The sequence below is a fragment of the Sphingomonas faeni genome (assembly GCF_023195535.1).
GTDB classification, from domain to species: Bacteria; Pseudomonadota; Alphaproteobacteria; order Sphingomonadales; family Sphingomonadaceae; genus Sphingomonas; species Sphingomonas faeni_B.
Map to the genome: position 1 here is coordinate 26977 of NZ_JALPNF010000008.1, position 25093 is coordinate 52069.

The window sequence follows — 25093 nt, forward strand, 5'->3', positions numbered from 1 at the left end:
TCAAATTCAGACAGCAACCCTGACGCCTTCGCAAGCCGCGATGCTGGCCGCGCTCGCGCCGCATCTCGACGCCAAGGCGATCGTCACCGACCCCGCCGACATCGACCCCTGGCTGCACGACTGGCGCGGCCGTTTTCACGGGGTCGCACCCGCGATGCTGTCGCCCAGCTCGACCGCAGAGGTCGCGCTGATCGTCAAGGCGGCGGCCGAACACCGCGTGCCGCTGGTCGCGCAGGGTGGCAACACCTCGATGGTCGGCGGCGCGACCGCCCCCGCGGACGGCAGCGCGCTGATCCTGTCGCTCCGCCGCCTGAACCGCATCCGCAGCGTCGATGCGGAAGCCGGACTCGCGATCGCCGAGGCCGGCGTGATCCTCGCCGACCTCGACTCCCCCGCCCAAGGGCAGGGGTGGCGCTTCCCGCTGACGCTCGGCGCGCGCGGCACCGCCACGATCGGCGGGCTCGTCTCGACCAACGCGGGCGGCACGCAGGTCCTGAAGTTCGGTACGATGCGCGGCCTCGTCGCGGGCGTCGAGGCGGTGCTCGCCGACGGGACGATCTACGACGGCCTGTCCGCGTTGAAGAAGGATAACCGCGGCTACGATCTCGACCAGCTGTTCATCGGCGCGGAGGGCACGCTGGCGATCGTCACCGCCGCCACGCTCCGCCTCGCTCCCGCGATCGCGGCGCGCGGCACGGCGTGGGTCGGCATCGCGTCCCCCCAGGCCGCGCTGAAACTCCTGCGCACGATGCAGGCGAAGACCGACGCGATCGAAAGCTTCGAGATTCTCCCCGCCGAATCGCACGACGCGGCGGTGGCGCATCTCCCGAACGCCCGCGCCCCGCTAGTGGGCCGTCACCCCTGGCACCTCCTCATCGAGGCGACCGCGGCCTCTACCGAGGGCGAATCCCCCAGCGCGCTACTCGAAAGACTGCTCGCCCAAGCGCTGGAAGACGGCGCGATCGAGGACGCGACGATCGCCACCAGCGAAGCCCAGTCGGACGCATTCTGGCTGCTCCGCGACTCGCTCTCCGCCGCCGAACGCGCGCTCGGCCCCGCGACGCAGCACGACATTTCGATCCCGGTCGAGACGATGCCCCGCTTCATGATCGAGGCGGCGGCGGCGTGCGACGCGCGCTTCCCCGGCACGCACGCGAGCGGTTTCGGCCATCTCGGCGACGGCAACGTCCATTTCCACGTCCGTGCCGCGCCCGGCACCGACCCTGCGCACTGGTATGCCGAGGACGCGCCGGTCGTCACCCGCTTCGTCGGCGATCTCGTCACGGCGGCGGGCGGCTCGATCTCGGCCGAGCACGGCATCGGCCAGATGAAGCGCGACGAACTCGAACGCCTGTCGTCGCCCGCCCGCATGACCGCGCTCCGGGCGATCAAGGCCGCACTCGACCCGCTGGGCATCCTCAACCCCGGCAAGCTCGTCACACTTGCACCAGCCCGCCCCGCACCATAGAGCCTCGCCCCAATCGGTGGCACCAGCCGCCGGCAATGTTTTGACCGACCGACCCGGAGAGTATCATGGCCAGCGCCGCCCAGCTTCCGCTTTTCTATAACGGCCTCGAGCCGCTCTCGAGCGACACGCACGCCAATTACAAGGTCCGCCCGCAGGACAGCGCGCCGTTCCTGGTCGGCCAGCACGCCATCCCGATCACCGTCGACGAGTTCCCGCTGGTCCAGCGCCACATGCCGATCGTCTTCTCGACCGGTGACGACGCCATCCCGCTCGCGCTGATGGGCCTGAACGAGGGCGTCAACGTGTTCGTCGGCGACGACGGCAAGCTGACCGAGAGCACGTTCTACGTTCCCGCCTATGTCCGTCGCTACCCGTACATGCTCGCGCGCCTCCACCCGGACGCGCAGGAGCTGTCGCTCTGCTTCGATCCGACGTCGCCGACGCTCGGCGAGTTCGAGGACGGCGATGCGCTGTTCGAGAACGGCCAGCCGACCGAGCTGACCAAGAACATCCTCGGCTTCAACGAGTCGTTCGAACAGGCCGGCGCACGCACGCAGAACTTCATGAACGAGCTGCGCGAGCTCGAGCTGCTGATGGACGGCGAAGTCACGATCCAGCCCGATGGGGCCGAGCAGCCGTTCGTCTATCGCGGCTTCCAGATGATCAACGAAGAGAAGCTGATCGACATGCGCGGCGATGCGCTGCGCAAGATGAGCAAGTCGGGCATGCTCCCGCTGCTCTACGCACACCTCTTCTCGTTGTCGTTGATGCGTGACATCTTTGCGCGCCAGGCGCAGCTTGGCCAGACTCCGCAGCCGCAGATGGCCGCACCGACGCCGTTCAACGTCTGATCGCGACGGCATAGCCCTTTATCGAAGGAAGACCATGGCAGCGCAGGATCGTCCGGACGGACCCGGGCCGGACCGCTACTCGAGGGTGGCGATCTGGTTCCACTGGACGATCGCGCTGCTGGTCATCTTCAACATCGCGGTCGGCCTGCTGCATGATCCGGTGCCGGCGCTGCGCAACCTGATGGGGGCGCACAAGGCGCTCGGCATCACCGTGCTGGTGCTGACTGCCGGACGGATCGCGTGGCGGCTGGCTCATCGCCCGCCGCCGCTGCCCGTCCATACCCCGATGTGGGAAAAGGCGCTCGCGCATGCCGCGCACGCGCTGCTCTACGTGTTCATGATCGCCCTGCCGCTGACCGGGTGGCTGATGGTGTCCGGCTCGGCAAAGCGTTCGCCGCTGAACTGGTTCGGTCTGTTCGACATCCCGTATCTGCCGGTGTCGGCCGCGACCGGGCGGTTGGGTCATGAAGCGCACGGCGTGCTGGGCTGGCTGATGCTCGCGCTCGTCGTCCTGCATATCGGTGCCGCTCTGCGCCATCACCTAGTGTTGCGCGATCCGGTTCTGGCGCGGATGGCCCCGGTTTTCCGTCGGCGCTGAACAGCCATAGCCAAACCGTTCGAAAAATTATTTGCGGTGCGTCGCAACAAAGGTTGAACCAAAACCGGGCTCACCCATTTAGATCCTGTACGGCATCGTGTCCCCCCCTTTCGCGGCGCCGTACGGTACGCTTCTAGCGTACCTCCTCCCTGAACCTAGGCCACTCCGTGCGTCATGCACGGGGTGGTTTTTTTTGGCCCGCGTAGGCGGATAAGCGCGACGGCGCGCCGCGACCAATTCTAGCGCAACGGGTGCGACCATTCTTCAAACCGATCCTACCCCGCCAGGGGGAGGTGGCACCGAAGGCGCCGGAGGGGGAGGATGGGCAGCAGAGGTGGTCGCTTACCGCCCCCTCCTTCAGGCTGCGCCTGCCACTTCCCCCTGGCGGGGGAGGATTTGAGATTCGTGGCGCGCGGCCAAAGCAACGTCTCGGTAGTGTCGGCAGCGGCTCAGGCGTCGGGCTCCGGCTGGCCCAACCGCTGCTCGGTCAGGATCTGCCATCCGGCCATGAACAGCGCCGCGACCACCGGGCCGACGACGATCCCGCTCAGCCCGCACAGTTCGATCCCGCCCAGCGTGGTGACCAGCACGACGTAATCCGGAATGCCCGTGTCGCGACCGACCAGGATCGGCCGGAGGATATTGTCGGCAAGCCCGATCACGACGATCCCCGACACGATCACCGCAATCCCCTGCCAGATCGCACCGGTCGCCAGCAGATACACCGCGACGGGCACCCACACGATCGCCGGCCCCAATGCGGGCAGCAACGAGGTGAGCGCCATCAGCAGGCCCCACAACAGCGCCGCCGGTACGCCGACCAGCCAGAAGGTCAGCGCGCCCAGGCCACCCTGGACGAGCCCGACGATCACCGAGCCCTTGATCGTGGCGCGCACCACCGAGACGAACTTGCCGACCAGTCGCTCGGTCACGGATCGCTCCAGCGGCAGCGCGCGACAGAGCGCCGGCCCGACGCGGTCGCCGTCGCGCAGCAGGAAGAACGTCACGTACAGCGCGATGCCGAATGCCAGCAGGAACGCGAACGCGTTGCGGCCGATCGACAGCGCCTGGCCGGCGATGGTCCGCACGCTGTTGCCGAGCGCGCCGGAAATACGCGATTGGAGCCGCTCGAAACTGTTGATGCCGGACTTGTCGACCAGCTGCTGGAGCCGCTCGGGCAACGCGTCATGAACCTGTTGAAAATAGGCGGCGAAATTGATCTGACCGCTCTGCATGCTCGTATAGACCGAGGATGCCTGGTCGATCATGAGGCTCGCGATGATCAGCGTCGGGACGATTACCGCGACGAAGATGATCAGCATCGCCAACGATGCGGCAAGATTGCGCCGCTCCGGCCAGCGCTTGAGCAGCTTATGGTACAGCGGCTGGAACAGGATAGCCGCCAGCGCGCTCCATAGCAGGGCGGCCGCGAAGGTCGATACCACCATGCCCAACGCTATGGTGATGATGGTCAAGAAGAGGAGAAATCCCCCGTTCTCGATCCGGCCCCTGTTCGTCATGTCGCCCACCCCGTTTCGCCAGCTTGGCCGACGCGCCCCGGTCGACGCGCACCGGCCGCCGTCTCGCATCACTTATAGAAAAATCCCCCCGGTCGTGCCGGGGGGATGATCGTCAACGCAGCTTCTCGCTACCGTTGACCAGGGCCGCCTTCTCGCTGGCGGGCATCGCCTGCGCGTTCACGTCGGCGTCGTCGATCGCATCGGCCTGCTGGTCGCCGCTCTCACGGACGGCCTCGGCCTGATCCTCGAGATTGTCGGCCTTGGCTTCCAGCGCGTCGGCGCGGTTGTCGGCGGCGCCCTCGACCTGGCTGCCGAGCTTGTCGTCACCCTTGCCGCCGCAAGCGGCGAGCGGAACGGTGAGAGCGGCCATCATAAGCGCTACGGTCAGTTTCTTCATGATCGGGTATCCTGTTGGTGTTGTGTCGACGCAAACCGTCACGGTCACGTAACGGTTCCCAACGACCGCGATCCTTCTGAAACAGTGTGATCTTTTTGCACCGCGGCCTAGTTCGCCGCCGTCCTCCGCTGGAACCAGAAGCCGCCTTCGATCAGGTACACGAGTATGAGCGCGCCCAGTCCGATCCCGAGATATCCGATCGCAAGGGGGAAGGTGGAGCCGTCATAGGCCTGGCCGATCAACGATCCGACGACCACCGCGCCCAGGCTGGTGATGAAACCCTGCACCGACGAGGCTGTCCCGGCGATATGCCCGACCGGCTCCATCGCCATCGCGCCGAAGTTCGATCCGCACAAGCCGATGCACGTCATGCTCAGTGCCTGGAACACGATGTAGCTCCACAGCGTCTCGATGCCCGCGGCGATGACCGCGATGTGGATCAGCGACAGCGCGATCAATATGAAGACGCCGGCCTGCGAGATGAGCCGCGTTCCCAGCCGTTCGACCAGCCGGCTGTTGGCGAACGACGCACAGCCCATCGCGAACGCGCAGACCGCGAACAGGATCGTGAATCGGTCGCCGGCGCCGAACTCGTCGACGAAGATCTGCTGGGCCGACGATACGAAGGCGATGATCCCCCCGAACGTCAGCGACGCGGCGGTCGCATAGCCGATCGAATAGCGGTTGGTCAGCGTGAGACGGTACGCGCTGCGCAACGTGGTCAGGGAGATCGCCACGCGTCTGTCGATTGCCAGCGTCTCGGGCAGGCGGACCGCCGACCAGGCGAGGATGAACGCGGCGAACCCGGCCAGCGCGTAGAAGATGAACCGCCACGGTCCGAACGCCAGCAGCACCTGGCCGATGCTGGGGGCCAGGATGGGCACGAGGAAGAAGATCATCTGCGCCAGCGACAGCGTCTTGGCCATCTGCCGGCCCGAATACCGGTCGCGAACGATCGCCACGGCCAGCACGCGCGTCGATGCCGACATCAGTCCCTGCAGGATTCGCGCGCAGATCAACGCGGTGAAGGTTGCCGAACTCGCCGCGAAGATGCTCGCAAAGACGAAGCCGATCAGCGTGGCGAGCAGGATCGGTCGCCGGCCATAGCGGTCGGCGAGCGGACCATAGACCAGCTGGCCGATCCCGAACCCGAACAGATAGGCGGTGACGATCCATTGCCGTGAATTGGCGGTCGCTGCATGCAGTTCGGCGCCGATCGCGGGCAGCGCGGGCAGCATCAGGTCCACGCCTAGCGCGTTCACCGCCATGATCGCGGCGATGAACGCGACGAACTCGCGACGGCCAAGGGCAAAATGGGTAAGCGGTTGCGTCATATCACCGCGCCTAACGGTTTATGCTGCACCGCGCCATATTCGATCGCACCCTCCCACGATCCTCCCCCGGCAGAGGGGGGAGGCGCCGAGCGCTATCACAATCCTCCCCCGCAAGGGGGAGGTGGCTGGCGCTTGCCAGACGGAGGGGGGAGGAAAGGAAAACCTCCGTTCCGTGTCCTCCCCCTCCGTCGCTGCGCGCCACCTCCCCCTTGCGGGGGAGGATGATCTAATTTCGTGCCCGCCTCAGTCCCCGCTAGTCGGTGACAGGCGTGTCGCTACGCTCCACCGCGACGATATCGACATGGTGGCTTTTCCATCCCCGCGTAGATGCAGCCTCGACCGCGAGAGTCTTGGTCTTCTTCGCGTCGGCAAGCGATTTGCTATGTCCCCAGAAGACTTCGGTCTTGCCGTTGGCCAAGACCGCGACGATGCGCCAGTAATGCGTCAAGTCGAGCGCGGTCGGGCCGATCGTCTTGACATAACCATCGGGCAGGACCGCCGTGAGGTAGAATTTACGCTTGGCCATCGCGCCCTGCTAGAAGCTCGACGAGACGAAGGCATCCGCGAAAATCGCCGTTTACTTAGGGGCGTCATCCACGGCGACAGGATTGCCTGCCCGCCCAGGGATCGAATTGGCGCGTGCAGCGCTCCTTCCATGACTCCTTTCGAAGGGCTGACATGACGACATTCGACGCTGCTCCCACCCATCCTCTCAAGGGCGACCTGACTGCAACGAGCATTCCGGAAACGGCCGGGTCCGATATGCGGGGAATTGATTTCAAGGCGGCCGCCGATGTCTTCACCAAACTCGACGTCGAACTCATGCCCGATCCGTCGCGTACCGTGATCCGTCCCTTCAGTTTCGCGTATCCGGCGGCGTTCGAGGCGGATCGGCCATCCCGGCTCCATGTGGTCGTCGAACGGGTTCGCGCGCTCGATCCGGCGATGCGGACACGGATGCGTGCGCTGCTTGCGGCGCCGATGCGCGAACGTCACCGCAACGCCGACCAGGTGTTTCTGCGCCGTTTCGCCGCAATCCGCGACGAGATCGGTACGGGCGATTTCGATAACGACGAGCAATGGCTGATCGGGGCGTATTTCAGCCAGGAATACGCGTTCGAGGCCGCCGCGCTGTTCAACCCGAGCATGGTCCGGTTGCCCGACGATGCGCTCGACGGGCGACCGACCGAACCGGGTGCGGTGCGGTTTCTGCTGTCGCTGCGCGGGATCGGCGAGGGGCACATCTCGTCGGTGACGTTCCGGACCGGCGAATGGGGGCCGGGCGATCGGCTGGTGGTCGATCCACCGAGCGCGAACGGCGTGCCGCCGCAGATCGAGCGGACCGACTCGGATTGGGTGCGGCTGCTGTGCGAGGACAGCCGGGACGTCTCGGAAACGGTGATCTTCCCGGTCCTGCCCAGCCAGCATCAGGGGATCGAGGATCTCCGCATGGTCACCTTTACCGATCATGACGACGTGCAGAGCGTCATCGGCACCTACACCGCGTTCGATGGCAAGGTCGCGCGGCAGGAGATGTTGCGCGGGATCGATATCAGGACGTTCGAGATGCGGCCGCTGGCGGGGTCGATGACCGGCTACAAGGGGATGGCGTTGTTCCCGCGGCGGATCGACGGGCAGTTCGTGATGCTCGGGCGGCAGGACAGCGAGAATATCTGGCTGCTGCGGTCGGACGATCTTTACACCTGGGATAGCGGCACGCCGATCATGGCGCCGAAATATCCGTGGGAATTCGTCCAGCTCGGCAATTGCGGGTCGCCGATCGAGATCGACGAGGGCTGGCTGGTCTTCACGCACGGCGTCGGCATGGTCCGCGGCTATTGCATCGGCGCGTGCCTGCTCGACAAGGCGGACCCGTCCAAGGTGCTCGCGCGGACGCCGTCGCCGTTGCTGTTCCCGTCCGCGGAACAGCGCGGCGGCTACGTCCCCAACGTCACCTACAGCTGCGGCGGCCTGCTCCACGATCGCCGGATCCTGCTGCCGTACGCGATCGGCGACGAATACAGCGCCTTCGCGGTTGCCGCCGTGGACGACCTCCTCGCCGCCATGGTCCCCGCCTGAGACCATGGCCAACCGCGGCGTGCGTCAGCCAAGCGCCGCGAACATCTTGTGTATAATTTCTGTATCAACCGAAAAATCCCGCCGATCCACCGCGCGGGTGTCGGTGGACACGGTAGGGCCAACGGCAGCCAGATAATCGAGCTGTCGGTGGTGCGCGAGATTGGCGAACAGCGTGGCATCGCCCTCGCGCCCTTCCGGAGCTATCTCGATCAAAGCGCTGCCGGGGCGCATGAACACCGCATTGGCAAGCCCGGCGCCCAGCGGCCCGGCAATGGCGCCCGCGCCGGAAAAGAGTTCGACCTGCTCGCGAAATGCCAGATGTTGCGGCTCGATGGTCTCGAACCCATGCTGCGCGGCAATCGCGATGATCTCATCTTCATTGATCAATTTGCGCGATCCGGCACCGGCGCGCGTGACAAAAAACCTGCGTCCCGATGGCGCGGCTGGCGCGAAACGCTCGCGGATTTCGTCCGCCATGGCAAATGCATGGGCGCCGAACGTGTGTATGTTGCTCAGGCCGCGCGCGGGCATCAGCAACCGGGCGCACCGCGTGATGCCGTCCCCTTGCGTCGCCCGCCTGTCGATAGGTTGCAACGCATCGATCATATCGGCCATCCATGGCCGCAGTTGTGGCAGCCAAACCGTTGCGTCCGCTGCCAACCCTTCACGCTGCGCCAGCCAAAGTCGCGGCATGGCTTCGAGCAGCCAGTGAAAATAGTTCAGATTGGTCTGTATTCCCACGACCAGATGGGTCCCCGGTAGTTCGGGGCCGCCGACCAGATCGATCGAGAAAACGCGATCCGGATGCTCGTGAAAGCCGTAGCGTGCAAGCGACCCGAATGCACGAAAGCTGTCGCTGAGGATTCGATGAGCCTCATCAGCAACCAGGAAACCGTCGGTGAGAATCGCGCCGTGCGGTAGCGCGACGACGAAAGAGGGTGCCAGTCGCGTGGAAGCGACCGCTTCTGCGCGCAGTTGGTGTTCGCGCGCTACGTCGGCGACGCGTGGGTCGATCGCGAAGAATACGGGAGGCTGCCGTAATACCGGAGCGCTGCCAGGCAGGATGACTTGCGTTGCATGACCCGTGGCGGTCGACAGATCATTCGTCGTCGGAATGCTATCGCGGTGGAACAGGCGGTACAGCGTATTGGGTACGAACTGGGGGTCGGCGATCGTCGGTTCCTTGCAGTAAACGTTATGAAGTACCTGCGTCTCATAGTGCCGTCCAATGGCAACCCACGATCGGCGCGATCATGTGGTGCTACCGTCGGCTAGGACCGTCGTGAATACGCGTCGGTCCTGCGCCACTTGCGCGTACAAATCGCAATAGCGGTCCGCCATCGCCGCAGTGTCGTAGCTACGACCGACGGTGTCCTGCCAGCGGACGGTCGCGATGCTGGCGGCCTGGATTGCATCCGGAAGGGCCGCCAGATGGGTAAGCCACTGGGCGAGGTCCGCGGCTGGAATGCCGACATGGTGCAGCCACCCGGCGCCAGATTCCTTGATCCGGTCCCCCACCGCGCCGATGTCGAAGCCGATTACGGGAAGGCCCGCTGCCCAGAGTTCGGTCAACGTATGACAATAGGTCTCCGCCCATATCGAGAATATCGCCCCGACATGTGGTGCGATCTCGGCCACGCGGGCCGCGAACGCATCGCGTTGGTAGCGTCCGTGCAGGACCAGTCCAGGCCGCGCCACCATGTGACCCGAGTCGCCGAGAACGTGGAACTCGAACGTGCGCCCCCTGTCGATGTCCGCCACCGCCTCGACGAGAACGGCCCCTTTTGCGGCAGAAAGGTTGCCGGGCACGAGCACTCTAAGCGGCGCGCCGGAGTGCCGCGGAACCGTCGTGGCGAACCCTGTAAAGCTGCGTCCATGCGGAATGACTTCGAACGGCCTGCCGACGATGTCGGGCAACGCATCGACAATGATTGCCCGAGCCGTAAGGCTTGTCGTGACATAAGCGTCGCAGTGACGAAGCGCGTCGCTCATCATCGCGCGCCAGCGAAAAATGAACTGGTGCTTCAGGTTGGGAAATGCATCGACCGGCCAGAGTTCCGGGCGACAGCGTCCCATGCCCGGCGTGCAGCGGCCACCGCAGAACACCATATCCTGGTCGAGCAGTTTGACCGTCGGGCACAGCATGTAGAAATCATGGAACGAGAAGATCACCGCGATCCCTAGCCGGCGGCATGTTTGGGGGAGGGTGGTGCTGTGCCACGCCATGTGTCGAATATGGACAAGTTCGATCGCGTGCCGGGTGAGCATATCGGCGACGATCATGTCGTATTCGCTCGACCGGTGGACCAGCGGATCGATGCCGCGGTGAAGGTCTGCGGTCTCGACCGGGACGAGCGCGCCATCGTGCAGCCGCGACAATTCGAGCTGGACCGTATCGCAGCGTAGCAGCCACGGCTCGAACCGGTCGTCGATCGCGGTCATCAGGTCCTGGTTGGTCTGCGGCGTGCCACCCGATTGCGTCGCGATCACGTACAGGATGCGGGGTCGCGGCGGCGCGACGGCCTGTGCAACCGCGCGACGGATGCGCCACCGCATCGCCAGCATGTCGCGACCACGCGCGAACACGCCGATCCGCGCCTTGTATTCGGGATAGCGCGCGTCGACCACCAGCCGCCCCGCCGCATACAGCGCCGCCTTGGCCGTGCCGAAGCTCGCCGACCCCTCGTGATGGACGAAGGTACGGTCGTCGACGACGTTGCGCAGCCCGGCATGATCGGCGCGCATCGAGAAATCGTTCTCCTCGCCATACCCACGCGGAAAGGCGGTGGCATCGAGCAGGCCGATCCGGTCGAGCGCATCGCGGCGGATATACAGGCAGAACCCGTGCCCGGTCGGCACCTCCGGCCGCAGCGTCATCGCCGACTGCCGGACCAGCCGCGCCATGTCGTCGAACGACAGCAAGGCAGGAACCGGGTTGGCCATGCCGGTTTCAGGTACCGAGAAAGCGCCCGCATTGTCCGACACCGCGGTGGCGGTCGCGACCGACCGGCCGCTATAGGCCGCAAGACGCAGGCCCTGGAGCCATCCCGTGGTCACCTGCGTATCCGAATTGAGCAGGACCACGTCGTCGCTACCGGCGAGCGCGATCGCCCGGTTGACAGTCCGCGTGAACCCCAAATTCTCCGTGTTGCGGTGAACCTCGACGTTGCGAAGCGCCGCCGCGGTTTCGAGAATGCCGGCGATCGCCGGATCGGTGCTGCAATCGTCGATCAGGATCAGCCGGCAGGGTATGTCGGTGTTGCGGCAGAGCGCGGCGATGCACGCGGCGGTATCGCTCGCGGCATTGTATATCGGGACGATGATCGTCACGCCGCGTTCGTCAATGTCGGGAAGAATGTCGAGTATCACCGACGGCAACAGCGAGCGCCGCTCGGGCACCGCCATGTCGGTCGCGCCGCGAATCGCCATGGCATCATCCCGCGCATGGACCGCAACATGTGCAGTCGATCCACCGGTCATGCTGGTCGAGGGCATTTCGAAGCGAAATCCGCCACCGGCCGTGACGATGCCCTTGGCGACGAGATCGGCGCGGTTCCGATCGGCGAGGCCGGTTGCATAGCGGATGCCGTCGATCCGCATCTCGACCTGGAGCATTCCGTCCGGTCGGTTGGCGTCGGCGGCCCAGCCTCGTGCTTCGGCCGGCGTGACGCGCTCGAGCTTGCCGTGGACGAGCGGCGTCCGGACGATCGCCGCGTCGCCGACGATGTGCGTGCCGGCCCGCAACAGGACCCTGTCCGGTCCCAAGGCGGTATCGGACGACGGCCTTGAGCGCGCGCGCAACGCCTGTAGCGATACGCGAAAGCCATAGGTCGGGGTGTCGCCCGGCACGATCTGCGCGAGATCGGGCCGGTCGATCGCCGCGTCGATCGTGGCCGTCAGCGTGCCGTCGAACTGGAGCGTGACCGGCAGACCTGCCGCGACGATCCATCCCCCGACATCGTCGCTGCCGGCCACCTCGATATGGCCGAGCGGTGCCATGGTGCGGATCGCATCCGCGGCGATCTGGAGCGATGCGCCGATAATCGCGGCGGTGACATGCGTGCCGGGCCCGATCGGTACCGGCAGGCAGACCCGAAAGGCGCGCGCACCGACCGCGGCCAGATCTTCGCGGTAGGTGGTATCGATGATCTGCACCACGGTCTGCGCGATACCGTCGATCGAGAGCGTCAAGGCGCCGGACCGTAACGCGTCGTCGTTGGCCCAGCCCTGCACGACCGTACGATCCGTCAGGCATTCCAGCGCTTCTATATAGCCTGCGGTCATAAGTCTTCGCTGCTCCGTTCGCCCGATTGGTATCCGGAGCCGGCCGGGGAAGGTCGTTCCCGTCGCCGATCGTTTCCGGTCTAGTCCGAATCACCTGTGCCGACGGTTACCGCGTCAGGCTGCGGCCGATCGCTAGCGGGGTGAAGAGCTGGCCGATGATCTGCGTCATCTTGGCCGGCGCATTGGCGGCGGCGCTGGAGACGTAGATGACGTCCTTGTCCTGCATCTCGACGCGTTGCGATAGGAAATAGCTGTCGGCGCGGACCATGTTCAGGCGGTAGACGACCGGCTTGGGTTCGGCACCCAGCGACGTGTCGTAGCGAAAGAGATAGACCGCGGCCGGGTCGGCGGTACGCTCGCTGGGTCCTCCGATCCGCGCCATCGCCTCGGCCAACGACAGGGAGCTTGCACCGAATGCGACCTGCGAGACCTTCTCGGTTGCACCGAAAACCAGGAACGTCCGCGGCCGGTTGAACAATTCGACCCGATCGCCCGGCAGCAGCGCGATGTTCTGGTCGCCCGACGCATCGATTTCGCTGAGCCGCGTTTCGGCAGACCGCGCGCTGCGGGTGAGGCGCACGATCATGTCGTTGGGCTGGTTGGTGGTGCCCCCGGCGCGCGCGATCGCATCGAGCAACCGTTCACGCGGCAGGCCCAGTTCGAACCGGCCCGGGGTCCGGATATCGCCGGAAACATAGAAGACATTGAACGCGTTCGCCATGACCGCCACGACGACCTGAGGGCGTTGCGACAAACCGATCATACCGTGTTCGATCGTCCGTTCGACTTCGCCGGGTGTCTTGCCGGCAACCGGGATGCGACCGACATACGGCAATTGCACATTGCCGGCGGAGTCCACGCGAACGGTAAGATCGGTGCCCGATGCCGAGGGCGTGAAGCTGCTTTGGGCGGTGGCGCCATTGCCGCGCGTAAACAGCGTCACGCCGACCTCGAAAATGTGGATCGACAGCGTGTCGCCGGGCCCCAGCGTGTCGGTGCGACCGACTTCGTCCAGCGCCGCTAGCGGTGCGGCGGGGGCTCCATGGATGGCAAGACGCGCCGTCGTTGCCGCGTCGATGTCGACGATCCGGAACCCCGTGCCGTTGTCCTTGATCTCCGCACGCCGGATCTGTGCCGCGGTCGGGCCGGCGGCCGGCAGGGTCGCGCACCCCCCGATCACGCCAAGTCCGACACATGACAGGATGACCCTCGCCAGAGGTTTCCCGTATCGGCGCCGTGAATTGTAATTTTCAGACACTGTCATCGATCAGTCTTCCAATAAAACGGCAGAAAGGAAAAATGAATCGATCGGCTTTCCCCGGTCCTCCATTAAATCAGCACGTTGCTGAAAACAATCGAATCAACGTGGCGGCGGCGGAAAGCTTTGTAGCCTGTGATGAACATCGGCTGCTTCTTGAATCGTGTCGTATAACGTTACAACTCCACCGAATACGACCGCACCACGCTCACAATATCGAAATAATGCGTGCGTATCATGCGAGACCATGACTAGGGTTCCACGGTCTCTACGCGCGGTAAGTGCCTCTTCAGACTTGATTCTGAAACGTTCGTCCCCCGCGCCCGTAATTTCGTCGACGATGTAGCAATCAAAGTCTATGGCGAGTGATACACCGAACGCCAGACGTGCGGACATGCCTGCCGAGTAGGTGTTGACAGGTTCATGGATATAGGAGCCAAGTTGCGCAAAATCCTGAACATAGTCGAGCAGTTCTTGCGGATCCCGGCCATAGATGCGGGCGATGAATCGGGCGTTGTCGGCACCGGTGAGGCCCGCCTGGAACGCGCTGGCATAGCCGATCGGCCAAGATGTCGTCATGGTGCGCTTGATTACGCCCGACGTCGGCCGCTCGACACCCGAAATCATCCGCATCAAGGTCGATTTGCCGACACCATTGGCGCCGCAAACACCAATACTGTCACCGCGTTTAATGACCATATTCACATCATTGAGTACGGCATTATCAAAACCACGCCCGTGATATTTCTTGTAGACATTCTCGAAGGCGATCATCGCGTCGAATGCTCCGCATGGAAGGGATGACAACTCGGGCTGTACTCGACCGCGCCGTTCATAAGAAGGTGAAGATTGCCGTCGATGCCCGATTGGCAGGAACTGCCGCCACCGGGGTCGCGAGCTACCGTCGGGCGGTACTGGCCGCACTCGCTATCGCGGGCCGCACGACGATGGCCTTGCACGATGGTTCGGTCGGTCGTTTCGGCGTGCCGAGCACGCGGCGCGAGGCGGCATCGCGGTGGCTGTCGGCATGGTCGTCGCGGCCGCGTCGGTTGTTGTTGAAATCGTACGCCGGCGATGGCGGCGATGGCGCCCATGCGCAGAATTGCAGTGCACCGAAGGGTGAGGTGTCGAGACGCGATGCCCCGACATCGCATGTACCGGCTCGCGGTGCCCCGGCAATGGACCTGCTGGCGTGCGATCCGCCGGCCTTGTGGCGACAAGACGTCTTCAGGCTCGCGCATATCCATTTCAGACGGCACGGCACGCTGTTGCGGCTGACCCCGCCGCAGCCCGTCGGCGTGATGCACTGGACGTATCCCATCCCCGCGATCGTCGACGGATGGATCAACGTCCACACCGTGCACGATGTGATCCCGTTGCGTCGACCCGATCTGTCGCCGATCGATGCGGATCGGCTACAGGCATGCCTGCTCGCAATCGCCGCGCGCACCGATCGGATCGTGACGGTATCCGCCTGGGCGCGCCGGACGATCCTCGATGCGCTGGTGGTCCCGGCGGACCTGGTCACCGATTGCGGCAGCGGCCTGGCCGAGCTTGTCGGTACACGTGGCGTGGGCACGGCATACCTCCCCGGTACCGGTGAGAGTGGCAGGGCTGATTCTCATCCGGAGGAACGCGGTGATGGGATCTTGCCCTATGACCTGCGCCCGGACGGTTATCTCTTTTTCTGCGGCGTGATCGAACCCCGCAAGAACCTCGCTCGGCTTGCGGGCGCGTGGAGGGTCAGCGGCTGCGGCATGCCGCTGGTGGTGGCGGGGCCCGATGGCGCCCACGGCGGTGCGCTGCGCCGCGAGCTCGAACGCGCCGGTGCGCTCGTGCTGCCGTATCAGGACAGGCCGGTACTGATCGACCTGATCCGCAACGCACGGGCACTGGTCCTGCTGTCGCTGGAAGAAGGGTTCGGGTTGCCCGTGGCGGAGGCGATGGCGTTGGGAACGCCGGTTCTGACGTCGGATCGTGGCGCATTGCAGGAGATTGCGGGCGGCGCGGGCCTGTTGGTCGATCCGACCGATGCGCCGGCGATCGCCGAAGCGCTCCGGCGGATCGTTGCCGACGACGTCCTGCGCGGGGCGTTGGTCAGGCGTGGGCTGCACCGGGCGGAGGCGTTCCGGCCGGCGGCATTCGGCCGGCGGCTGACCATGCTGTACGATCGCTTGATCGACGCGCGGATCGCCGATGGCGTGTGGCCCGAATTGGAGACCGCGGGTGAACGCTGACGTGCGGATCGCGATCGACGGGTTCAACCTCGCTTTGCCGCACGGCACCGGGGTCGCGACCTATGGCCAGGCTCTTGGCGACGCGATCACGTCGTTGGGCGCGCGCCTGGACGGCGTATTCGGGATACCCGTGGGGATTCACCCGGAACTGCGCGAGATCCTGTTCTACGAGGCGCTCGGGCGGGGAATTCCGCAAGGCCCCGGGCTCGCGGCAGTGCGGGCGGTGCGGGAGTGGTTCGGCCAATATCGGCGGACGCAGATGTTCGACGTTCCGATGCGGGGATTGATCGTCCAGGGCGCGATCGCACGGCGACTGCCGCGATTCGAGCGGATCATGAGTTCCGCCCGGCTGTTCGAGCGTGCCGACCGATATTTTGCGCGGACCGGACGGTTCCTGCCGATCCGGGTCTCCGATCCGCCGCACATCATGCACTGGACCTACCCCGTGCCGATCCGGATGCAGGGGACGAGCAATGTCTACACGCTGCATGATCTGGTGCCGCTCAAGCTCCCCTATGCGACGCTCGACCGAAAGCGGCTCTATTACCGGATGATCGAGACGATCGTGCGCGCGGCGGACCATGTCTGCACCGTGTCGGAGTCGAGTCGTGACGATGTGATCGCGCAGTTCGGTATCGCCGGGGACCGCATCACCAACACCTATCAATGCGTCTCGACCGCGCAGACGCGGCAGGACCATGTCGGCGACGTCACCGCGTTGTTCGGGCTGAAGCCGCGCGGCTATTTCCTGTATTACGGCGCGATCGAGCCCAAGAAGAATGTCGGTCGGTTGATCGAGGCCTATCTCGGCAGCCAGGTGAAGACGCCGCTCGTCCTGGTCGGCGCTGGCGCATGGCAGGCCGACGAGGAGCTTCGCCTGCTCGCGACCGGAGCGGCAGGATCGCACAATGCCTTTGGCAGGCGCGTGGCGAGCCAGGTCATCCGGCTGCAATATCTGCCGCGCGCGCTGTTGCTGCAGCTGATCGCGAACGCCAAGGGGGTGATCTTCCCGTCCTTGTACGAGGGGTTCGGGCTTCCCGTCCTCGAAGCGATGCAGCTTGGCACGCCGGTCATAACGTCCGACCGGAGTTCGTTGCCGGAGGTCGCGGGGCAGGCGGCATTGATGGTGGACCCATACGACGTCGGCGCGCTGACCGTCGCCATCCTCGCGCTCGATACCGACGACGCGCTGGCGGATCGGCTCGTGGCGGCCGGCACCGAGCAGGCGCAAGTGTTCACGCAGGATCGCTACCGCGCGCGGCTCGGCGCGATGTACGACACGATCCTGGCCGGGGGGCTACGGACCCGACGCAATATGCCCAGGGGGTGGGAATAGATGGCAACGCGTATCGCGCCGCGCGGCTCGCTGCGCCGGGGGCTCAAGGTCCAGGGCAACGTGATCGGCGCGCTGATCATGCGCGAACTGCACACGCGCTATGGTCGCGACAATATCGGCTATGTCTGGCTCATCCTGGAGCCGATGATGCTGGCGACGATGATCGCCTTGCTGCACCAGCAGACCGGCGGGCATTTCGGCAACGACGTCAAACCGGTGCCGTTCGCGCTGATCGGCTATTGCATCTTCATCATGTTCCGCAGCATCTTCGGGCGGGCGGAAGGGGCATTGGAAGCCAATCTGCCGCTGTTGTACCACAAGACCGTCACGATCTTCGACATCCTACTCGCCCGTGCCCTGCTCGAAGCGGCTGGCTGTATCCTGTCGTTCATGATCCTGATGAGCCTGGCGGTGGCGATGGGTCTCGCAGATCTTCCGGCGCGACCGCTTTACGTATGCCTGGGCGTGGCGTGCATGTTCTTCCTGGCCTTTGGTCTTTCGCTCGTCGTCTGTGCTTTCACGTTCGAAAACAGAGCGATGGGAAGATTGGTTCATCCGATAGCCTACATCATGCTGCCCCTGTCCGGTGTATTTGTGATGATGCAATGGGTGCCGGCGAAATTCAGGCCGTTCTTCTCGGTAATTCCGATGTCGCATATTTTTGAAATGTTGCGATACGGTTGGTTTGTCAGTGCTGTCCCGTACTTCATCGATGCCTGGTATCTTGCAGGCTGGATATTTGGATCGACCTTGGTCGGTCTGCTGGCAATTGCTGCCGTGAAGCGCAAGATACATATGCCGTGACGATCCGTGACGGCACTATACTCGGCCTTCAGTGCAGGCCGACCCTCGGAGAACATCATGGTGCACGGTTTCATGTCCCCGGCGACGGTCGAGCCGGAGGCGTCGCCGAGCCTCCGCGAGCGATGGCGTTATGCCCGGACGCATTATGGCTGGTTCTTCGTCGTCGTCGCGCTGCCGTGTCTTGCCGCCGCGCTTATCTCTACGCGTTCGCCGCGGATCAGTATGAATCCGAAGCGCATTATCTGGTGCGCGCGCAAGGGGCGCCGGCATCGAGCGGATCGAGCATCGAAAAGCTGCTCGGGGCGAGCGGCGGCGGCGGCGGTGGTCAGGGCGAGGCCAACAGCGTCGCGGACTTTCTGCTGTCGCACGACGCGGTCGACGCGCTCGGCAAACAGAGCGGTTTGGTCGAGCGGTTCCGGCGCCCCGAAGCCGATCGGTTGAGCCGACTGGCCTCCGCCGAACCGACCCCCGAAGCGCTGCTCAAATATTATCGCAAACAGGTCGACGTGCACTACGACACCGACACCGGCATCACGACCCTGAAGGTCCGCGCGTTCCGACCGACCGATGCCTATGTCATCGCCCGCCGGCTGCTCAGGCTGGGCGAAGGTCAGGTCAATACGATGAACGTCCGGTCCTATGACGATGCGGTCAAACTGTCGCGCCAGCAACTCGCCGAATCGGAAGCGGCCCTGACCGAGGTCCAGGCGCGAACGACCGATTTTCGACAGGACAGCAGGGACGTGAACCCGCAAGGTACCATCGCAGCGCAGATCGGCCTGGTATCGAAACTGGAATCCGAGTTGTCCGCGGCACGATCGCAGCTGTCGACGACGGTAAGCCTGATCGGCACGCGCAATCCGCAATATGCCGCGCTGTCGCAGCAGGTGCGGTCGTTGCAGACCCAGGTCACCGCGCAATCCGCAAAGCTTGCGGGCGGCGGCAATGCGATCGCAGCAGGGCTGGGCGATTACGAGCGTCTCCGCATGCAGCAGGAATTCCTGTCGAAGCGCTCCGACGCGGCGTCCGCCGCCTTCGAAGCGGCGCGCCAGCAGGCGGTTCGGCAGCAACTCTACATCGTCCGGATCGTCGATGCGAACATGCCGGTCCGCTCCGAATATCCCAAGCGTGCGCTGTCGCTGCTCACGCTCTTCATCGCGTTGATGGTGCTGTACGGCCTTGGCTGGCTGGTCGCCGCCGGTGTTCGGGAACATGCGAGCTGAGCGCGGCCGCGTGTCGTCGCACGGCATGACGAGCGGGCACGGGACCAGCATCGTGCCGCTGCTGCGGCACGGGACCAGCATCGTGCCGCTGCTGCGGCACGGGACCAGCGTCCTGCCGCTGCTGCGCGCGCCCCCCTTTCCCTCGGCGGCGCCGGTGGCGATCACCGTGACGGGCGGCACGCCCCCAAGTCTTGCAGAGGCGCGTGATGCGCTGGACGCCTTGCGTGCGGCGCGCGTCGGCGGCGCGTTCTGGGACGGCGAGCGCGATCCCTGGACGCAGGTCGCGCAGGGTGCCGCCGTGCAGGCCAATGTCGACGACGATTTGGCGATCGTCGCCTGGCTGTCGGGCGTTGCGGTGCATGACATGGCGGGTACGATCGTCGACCCGGCCCGGGTCGAACGCGCATGCCTCGACCGGCTGACCGCATTTGCCTGCCATGACCCGTTCGAGGATCGACCCGCGACATTGGCTGATACCGTCCTCCGACTGGCAAACTGGCGCCGAACGCTCGACGCCAATCGCGGGATCGGCGTGATGACCGGCATGGCGCTCTGGAAACGAGCCGCGATCGGCAACTTCCTGTGGGACGGACGGCAAAGTCCGGTTGCAGCGTCTGCAAACAAGGCACTCGTCACCGCCCGCCGGTCGGGACGAGCGATTGCGGGCTGGGCATCGCGGATACCGGCCGACTATGCCCGCGACGCGCAAGCGGCAGGGCTCGAGCTTCAGATCGTCGAGGATGGCTTCATCCGGTCCAGTGGCCTCGGCGCCGATGGCCGTGTGCCGAGTTCGATCACGATCGACACGCGGGGTATCTATTACGACCCGGCCCGGCCGAGCGATCTCGAAACACTGCTCCAGACACAGGTTTTTTCCGACGATCTGATCGAACGGGCGCGCCGTCTGCGCACCCTGATCTGCGATCATGATATCGGGAAATACGGTGTCGCCGCCGGCATGGTCAGGCCGTTGCCCGATCGTCGCTGCGTCCTCGCAATCGGTCAGGTCGAGGACGATCGCTCGGTGCTGTGTGGCGGAGCAGGCGTGGCCTCGAACCTGCAATTTCTCGCGCGCGTGCGGGCTTGCGAGCCCGATGCGTTCATCGTCTATCGACCGCACCCCGACGTCGTCGCCGGCCATCGCAAGGGGCATATATCGTCATTGGCGGGCGCAGAATGGGTAGACCGTATCGACCAGGATAGCGCGTTGCTATCGCTGGTCGGCCGGGTCGATGCGGTTCACGTCCTGACCTCGTTGACCGGGTTCGAGGCGTTGATGCGTGGACGCCCGGTCACCGTACACGGTCGCCCTTTTTTCGCCGGCTGGGGACTGACCGAAGACCGTGTCGAGCAACCTGCGCGGCGTCGCCGGACGCTGACGATCGATCAGCTCGTTGCCGCCACGCTCATCCTGTATCCGCGGTACATCGATCCGGTGACGGGTGTGTTCTGCGAAGTCGAAACGCTCATCGCCCGGATCGCGGCGGGGCAGGGCGGGTCCGACACCGCGTTTACGCTGATCCGACAGGCGCTTGGCCGACTCCGGCGGCAGGGCGTCCTGATTGCGGCGGGTGTCCGATGACGCCGGCGACCCGTGGCAAGCATACGTTCCTGTTCCTGCAGGGGCCGCATGGTGCCTTTTTCGATCAACTGGCCTCCGCGCTGGCCATGCAAGGCCATGCGATACGCCGGATCAACCTCAATGGCGGCGATCGCGCCGATTGGAGCGGGTTTTCGACGAACTACCGAAGCTCCCTGAAGGGCTGGCCCTTGTTCTTCGATGATTTCGTCGTCGATCATCACGTCACCGACGTCATCCTGTTCGGCGATTGCAGGCCGCATCATGCCTCCGCGCATGGCATGGCCAAGCTGCGCGGTATCCGCGTCCATGTGTTCGAAGAAGGCTATATCCGACCGGATTTCATGACGTTGCAGGAAGACGGCGTGAACGGAAACTCGACCCTGCCGCGCGATGGCGACTGGTACCGCGACCAGGCAGGCCGCCTGTCAGGGATCCCGCCGGTGGCGCCGGTCCCGTCGAGCTTCGCACGACGCCTGCGCGAGACCAGCCGCTATACGATCCTCAGCGCGCTTACCCGGCCATTATATCCCTTCTATCGCTCGCATCGCTCCGCCGCGATGCTCAGCGAGGCGCTTGGCTGGGCCGTGCACTTCATCACCAGGCGTCGCGAGCGCAGGCGGTCCGCCGCGACGATGGCGGCGATCGGCGACACGCCGTATTTCGCGCTGCCGCTGCAATTGAATTCGGACTATCAGATCCGCGTCCATTCGCCGTTTCGCGACATGCGTGCGGCGCTCCGGTTCATCATCAAGAGTTTTGCGCGGTCGGCGCCGCCCGGGGTCAATTTGATCGTCAAGCGGCATCCCCTCGATGGCAGCCTGTCGAGTTGGCGACGGTTCGTACGCCGCGAAGCGCACCGTTACGGCATCGCCGACCGGGTCTTCTATATCGGCGATGGCGACATCTCGGATCTGGTTGCCAAGGCGCGCGCGGTCGTGACGGTCAACAGCACGGTCGGCACGCTGGCGTTGAACTCGGGCGTGCCGGTGGCCGTGCTCGGCGAGGCGATCTACGATATTGAGGGGATCGTCCGACGTGAACCCCTCGATATGTTCTGGGCCGATCCGCCGGCGGTCGACGTCGCGCTTTACGACGCGTTCAAGCGCGTGCTGATCGACCGATGCCTGATTCCCGGCGGCTATCTCAGCGACGAAGGGATCGCGATGCTCGTCCGGCACGCCGAACGGCGCCTGACCGGCGAGCCCGTGGTCGCACAAACCCCTGAGCCGGCGGATACTGCGGCGGATACTGCGGCAGGCACTGGTAGCGACGACCGCGACGCCGACGGTGAGCTTGGCGCACATGATGAAGACGGCGTTTGAAGCCGTTTCGTGCATTCGCCCCGATGCTGCTTAGCCGGACGCTCGTGCCGCGGTGGCTTGGCGGCCGTGCCAGCGTCGACGCGGAGGTCGTGCTCGACCTGTCGCGCCTGCTGAGCCGATCCTATCATGTGACGCCGACCGGGATCGACCGGGTCGAGTTCGTCTACGCGCGCGAATTGCTGCACCGTATGCCGAACCGGCTCGCGTTCGCCGCGGTGCATCCCGCGGGGGGCTATTACGGCCGACTGCCGGTCGGGGCGGTGCGGCAGTTTCTCAGCTTCACCGATGCGCGGTGGCGAAACCCGGACGTGCTCGACCCCCAAGCGGTGCGGGCCGCCGCCAATCGGCACTTGCTGGCACTTCGGCCGCGCCCGGTGCCGACCGCGGCGCGGCAGCGGATCTATCTTCAGGCGTCGCATCACCATCTGGAAGATATCGACCTGGTGGCGGCGATCCTGAAACGTGAGACCGCGCGGCTGATATCGCTGATCCACGACGTCATTCCGCTGACGCACCCGGAGTTTGCCCGGATCGACGGCAGGGCGCGGCATCTCAGGGCCATGCGAACGATCGACCGCCATGCCAGTGGCATCATCGGCAATTCCGCGGCGACGGTAGAGGCCGTCCGCGAACATCTGACGGACATGCGCAGCGACCGCGTCATCCGGGTCGCGCATCTCGGGACCGACCCCGTCGAACTGCCATCGGTGAGCCGGCCGGCAAGTCTTTCGACGGTTCCAGCCGGCCCCTATTTCGTGTGCGTCGCGACGATCGAGCCCCGCAAGAACCATCTGCTGCTGCTCAACATATGGCGCAGACTGGTGGAAACGCTTGGCAGCGCGGCACCGCGGCTCGTGCTGATCGGCAGGCGCGGGTGGGAAAATGAAAACGCCATCGACATGATCGAGCGCTGTACCGCCTTGTCCGGTTACGTGATCGAGGCGTCGAACATGTCGGATCGCGAGATGCATGCGGTGCTCGGCGGCGCGCAGGCGTTGCTGTTGCCCTCGTTTGCCGAGGGTTTCGGGATGCCGGTCAGCGAAGCGCTCGCGGCCGGGCTTCCGGTAATTTGCAGCGACATCGCCGCGCTACGCGAGGTTGGCGGCGCGGCACCCGACTATCTCGATCCGCTCGACGGCGTGGGATGGCTCGAGGCGATCATGGCGTATTCGGCACCGGCATCGCCGCGCCGTGCCGCGCAACGTGAACGCATGGAGCGATGGCGGCCGGTGAGCTGGGCGGAGCATCTCGACGTGGTCGAGGCGACGATCGATGCGGTCGGCGCTATCGGGCGATAGCGACGCGCCGCACATCGCCGGGGTCTACGTTACCGATCGCCGCGGCGGACGACGATCCCGAACGAGGTCGTGACATACTGACCGAGCGCGAGCTTCAGATGGTTGTCCGCCGAATAGGGGGGCACGTCGACATAGGCGTCCTGTTGCGTGTCGCCGAGATCATATTTGATCTGCGCGACGAAATGCCCGCGCGAGACGAGATCGACCGCGAGCCGTTCGAAATCGCGACGCCGGAACAGGACGGTGCCGCCGCTATCGATCGTCGCGTCGTTCGAGGTGAGATTGAGTTCGGTGGTGTGTACCGCGAGCCCGCCTGGATTGAGGCACTGGACCGCGTTGCGGACGAAATCGAGACCGGCCTCGATCGATCCGAGATGCTCGTACGCGCACGACGACCAGGTGAAGTCGAACCCGCGCAGGTCGGCGGGAATCGCGTTCATGTCGGCCACGCGGAACGCGACGTTGCGATCGAAGACGTCGTTTGGACAGATCTCGGGATAGCGAAGCTGGTCGAGGCCTTCGCTATGCTGGTTGGTCAGGGTCCAGTCGCGGCTGCGGACGTCGTCGGCGGCTAGATCGGTCGCCACGATCGAGCAGCCGATCGCCGCCATCGCTGCGGGCAGGGGTTCGATGCCCACGCCGAAGCCCAAACCGCGCGCCCCCGCCTTGAGCATCCCGTAACGCTCGAGCGTCTGAAGGATGTAGACGAATTCCCATTGCTTTCGATGGCGGTGCTTCGCCAGCTTGAGGCGTTCGAGCCACTGGTCATAGGCCGGCTCGTTGAACTGCGATGCGGTGCAGGTCTGCGATACCGGATCGGCCAGCGTCGCCTTGCCGTGTGCCAGCAACCGCGAGGCGCGACGGAAGACGCGTTGGCCGAAGATCGACTTGCGGGCCGCCTCGACCTGTTGCTCGAAATGCGGTTGGCGGACGGCGGCGTCGAGCAGGATCGTGAACGACTGCGCGATGGCGTCGGTCTCGGTATAGAGATGCCCGAGGACCGCATATTGCATGCCGTCGACCGCATCGAAGGTCAGCCGCATGGTCCCGCCGGCCGCGACGATCTCCTTCACGGCGATCGGCCAGGTCTTGATCGTCTCGGCCGGGCGCGATCCGTCCAGCGGCAACGCGTTGACCCGAACGATCATCGAGCCAAGCGTCGCGGTCAGCCCGGTAAAGACGAGCGAGCAGCGGACCGTGCTGCTCTCCAGCGAAACATAGCGGGTATGGAAGACATAGGCCGGGTCTTCGGAGGATTCGGAGCCGCCAAGTCCTTGAATTCGGCTCGATCGAGTCGGCCAGAAATCGAATGGACCCGTATCTATGTCAAATGTTGCGGCGATTGCCGACGGGGAAGGCGGACTTTGCATGTTGGAGTCGTAGCGATGAAGAATGTAATCGTCACTCGTTTTGCGCGGCCAAGTCCCGAAATTGTACGACTATACTTTGATCGCATATATCCTTCGTGGAGCTTTATCTTATAGTGTCGGCAGCGCAGGCCC

The 25093-nt window shown here is 65.0% G+C and carries 20 protein-coding genes; 11 read left to right on the forward strand and 9 right to left on the reverse strand.

What is annotated here, in order from left to right:
* The first annotated feature begins 40 nt into the window (after positions 1–40).
* The 3 genes from SPHN_RS14360 (at position 41) to SPHN_RS14370 (ending at position 2917) form a co-directional block, all read left to right on the forward strand.
* A complete protein-coding gene (locus tag SPHN_RS14360) occupies positions 41–1468 on the forward strand; it encodes an FAD-binding oxidoreductase (protein WP_248524514.1) in 1428 nt (475 codons plus the stop codon).
* A 65-nt stretch (positions 1469–1533) separates the two neighbouring features.
* Complete coding sequence (locus SPHN_RS14365) at positions 1534–2319, forward strand: SapC family protein (RefSeq protein WP_248524410.1); 786 nt, start codon at positions 1534–1536, stop codon at positions 2317–2319.
* A 34-nt stretch (positions 2320–2353) separates the two neighbouring features.
* Positions 2354–2917 carry a cytochrome b gene (locus tag SPHN_RS14370; protein WP_248524411.1) on the forward strand — a complete coding sequence of 188 codons (564 nt, stop codon included), beginning with the start codon at positions 2354–2356 and terminating at the stop codon, positions 2915–2917.
* Between the two features lie 449 nt (positions 2918–3366).
* Here SPHN_RS14370 and SPHN_RS14375 read toward each other — a convergent pair whose 3' ends face one another.
* From SPHN_RS14375 to SPHN_RS14390, 4 genes are all read right to left on the reverse strand, one after another.
* Positions 3367–4437, reverse strand: coding sequence for an AI-2E family transporter (locus SPHN_RS14375; RefSeq protein WP_248524412.1), 1071 nt, complete (start codon positions 4435–4437; stop codon positions 3367–3369).
* Positions 4438–4549: 112 nt separating this feature from the next.
* Positions 4550–4834, reverse strand: coding sequence for a hypothetical protein (locus tag SPHN_RS14380; RefSeq protein WP_248524413.1), 285 nt, complete (start codon positions 4832–4834; stop codon positions 4550–4552).
* Between the two features lie 107 nt (positions 4835–4941).
* Positions 4942–6168: a multidrug effflux MFS transporter gene (locus tag SPHN_RS14385; RefSeq protein ID WP_248524414.1), complete on the reverse strand. Its 1227-nt coding sequence runs from the start codon at positions 6166–6168 to the stop codon at positions 4942–4944.
* A gap of 253 nt (positions 6169–6421) precedes the next feature.
* The gene (locus SPHN_RS14390) at positions 6422–6694 is read right to left on the reverse strand and encodes a hypothetical protein (RefSeq protein ID WP_248524415.1); all 273 of its coding nucleotides are present in this window, start codon (positions 6692–6694) and stop codon (positions 6422–6424) included.
* Between the two features lie 236 nt (positions 6695–6930).
* Here SPHN_RS14390 and SPHN_RS14395 point away from each other — a divergent pair, with 236 nt between their 5' ends.
* Entirely contained in the window at positions 6931–8247 is a 1317-nt protein-coding gene (locus tag SPHN_RS14395) for a glycoside hydrolase family 130 protein (RefSeq protein ID WP_248524515.1), read from the forward strand.
* 24 nt (positions 8248–8271) lie between these two features.
* On the opposite strand, the gene SPHN_RS14400 is transcribed toward SPHN_RS14395, so the two are convergent.
* The 4 genes from SPHN_RS14400 to SPHN_RS14415 form a co-directional block, all read right to left on the reverse strand.
* Positions 8272–8988, reverse strand: coding sequence for a glycosyltransferase family 61 protein (locus SPHN_RS14400; RefSeq protein WP_248524416.1), 717 nt, complete (start codon positions 8986–8988; stop codon positions 8272–8274).
* 510 nt (positions 8989–9498) lie between these two features.
* Positions 9499–12531 (reverse strand): glycosyltransferase, encoded by a 3033-nt coding sequence (locus SPHN_RS14405; protein WP_248524417.1) that lies wholly within the window; start codon positions 12529–12531, stop codon positions 9499–9501.
* 106 nt (positions 12532–12637) lie between these two features.
* Positions 12638–13711 carry a polysaccharide biosynthesis/export family protein gene (locus tag SPHN_RS14410; protein ID WP_248524418.1) on the reverse strand — a complete coding sequence of 358 codons (1074 nt, stop codon included), beginning with the start codon at positions 13709–13711 and terminating at the stop codon, positions 12638–12640.
* Positions 13712–13891: 180 nt separating this feature from the next.
* Positions 13892–14563 carry an ABC transporter ATP-binding protein gene (locus tag SPHN_RS14415; RefSeq protein ID WP_248524419.1) on the reverse strand — a complete coding sequence of 224 codons (672 nt, stop codon included), beginning with the start codon at positions 14561–14563 and terminating at the stop codon, positions 13892–13894.
* A gap of 26 nt (positions 14564–14589) precedes the next feature.
* On the opposite strand from SPHN_RS14415, the gene SPHN_RS14420 reads away from it, so the two are divergent.
* The 7 genes from SPHN_RS14420 to SPHN_RS14450 all read left to right on the forward strand — a co-directional run bounded on the left by SPHN_RS14420 (position 14590) and on the right by SPHN_RS14450 (position 23591).
* A complete protein-coding gene (locus tag SPHN_RS14420; RefSeq protein WP_248524420.1) occupies positions 14590–16026 on the forward strand; it encodes a glycosyltransferase family 4 protein in 1437 nt (478 codons plus the stop codon).
* Positions 16016–17362 carry a glycosyltransferase family 4 protein gene (locus tag SPHN_RS14425; protein ID WP_248524421.1) on the forward strand — a complete coding sequence of 449 codons (1347 nt, stop codon included), beginning with the start codon at positions 16016–16018 and terminating at the stop codon, positions 17360–17362. Before SPHN_RS14420 ends, SPHN_RS14425 begins: the two co-directional genes overlap by 11 nt.
* Positions 17363–18166 carry an ABC transporter permease gene (locus SPHN_RS14430; protein WP_248524422.1) on the forward strand — a complete coding sequence of 268 codons (804 nt, stop codon included), beginning with the start codon at positions 17363–17365 and terminating at the stop codon, positions 18164–18166. It abuts the gene before it with no gap.
* A gap of 176 nt (positions 18167–18342) precedes the next feature.
* Positions 18343–19389 (forward strand): lipopolysaccharide biosynthesis protein, encoded by a 1047-nt coding sequence (locus SPHN_RS14435; RefSeq protein WP_248524423.1) that lies wholly within the window; start codon positions 18343–18345, stop codon positions 19387–19389.
* Complete coding sequence (locus tag SPHN_RS14440; RefSeq protein WP_248524424.1) at positions 19379–20971, forward strand: beta-3-deoxy-D-manno-oct-2-ulosonic acid transferase; 1593 nt, start codon at positions 19379–19381, stop codon at positions 20969–20971. Before SPHN_RS14435 ends, SPHN_RS14440 begins: the two co-directional genes overlap by 11 nt.
* Entirely contained in the window at positions 20968–22293 is a 1326-nt protein-coding gene (locus tag SPHN_RS14445; RefSeq protein ID WP_248524425.1) for a capsule biosynthesis protein, read from the forward strand. The genes SPHN_RS14440 and SPHN_RS14445 overlap by 4 nt, the downstream gene beginning before the upstream one ends.
* A 23-nt stretch (positions 22294–22316) precedes the next feature.
* The gene (locus SPHN_RS14450) at positions 22317–23591 is read left to right on the forward strand and encodes a glycosyltransferase family 4 protein (protein WP_248524516.1); all 1275 of its coding nucleotides are present in this window, start codon (positions 22317–22319) and stop codon (positions 23589–23591) included.
* Positions 23592–23620: 29 nt separating this feature from the next.
* On the opposite strand, the gene SPHN_RS14455 is transcribed toward SPHN_RS14450, so the two are convergent.
* Positions 23621–24961, reverse strand: coding sequence for a class I SAM-dependent methyltransferase (locus SPHN_RS14455; protein ID WP_248524426.1), 1341 nt, complete (start codon positions 24959–24961; stop codon positions 23621–23623).
* Positions 24962–25093: the final 132 nt, after the last annotated feature.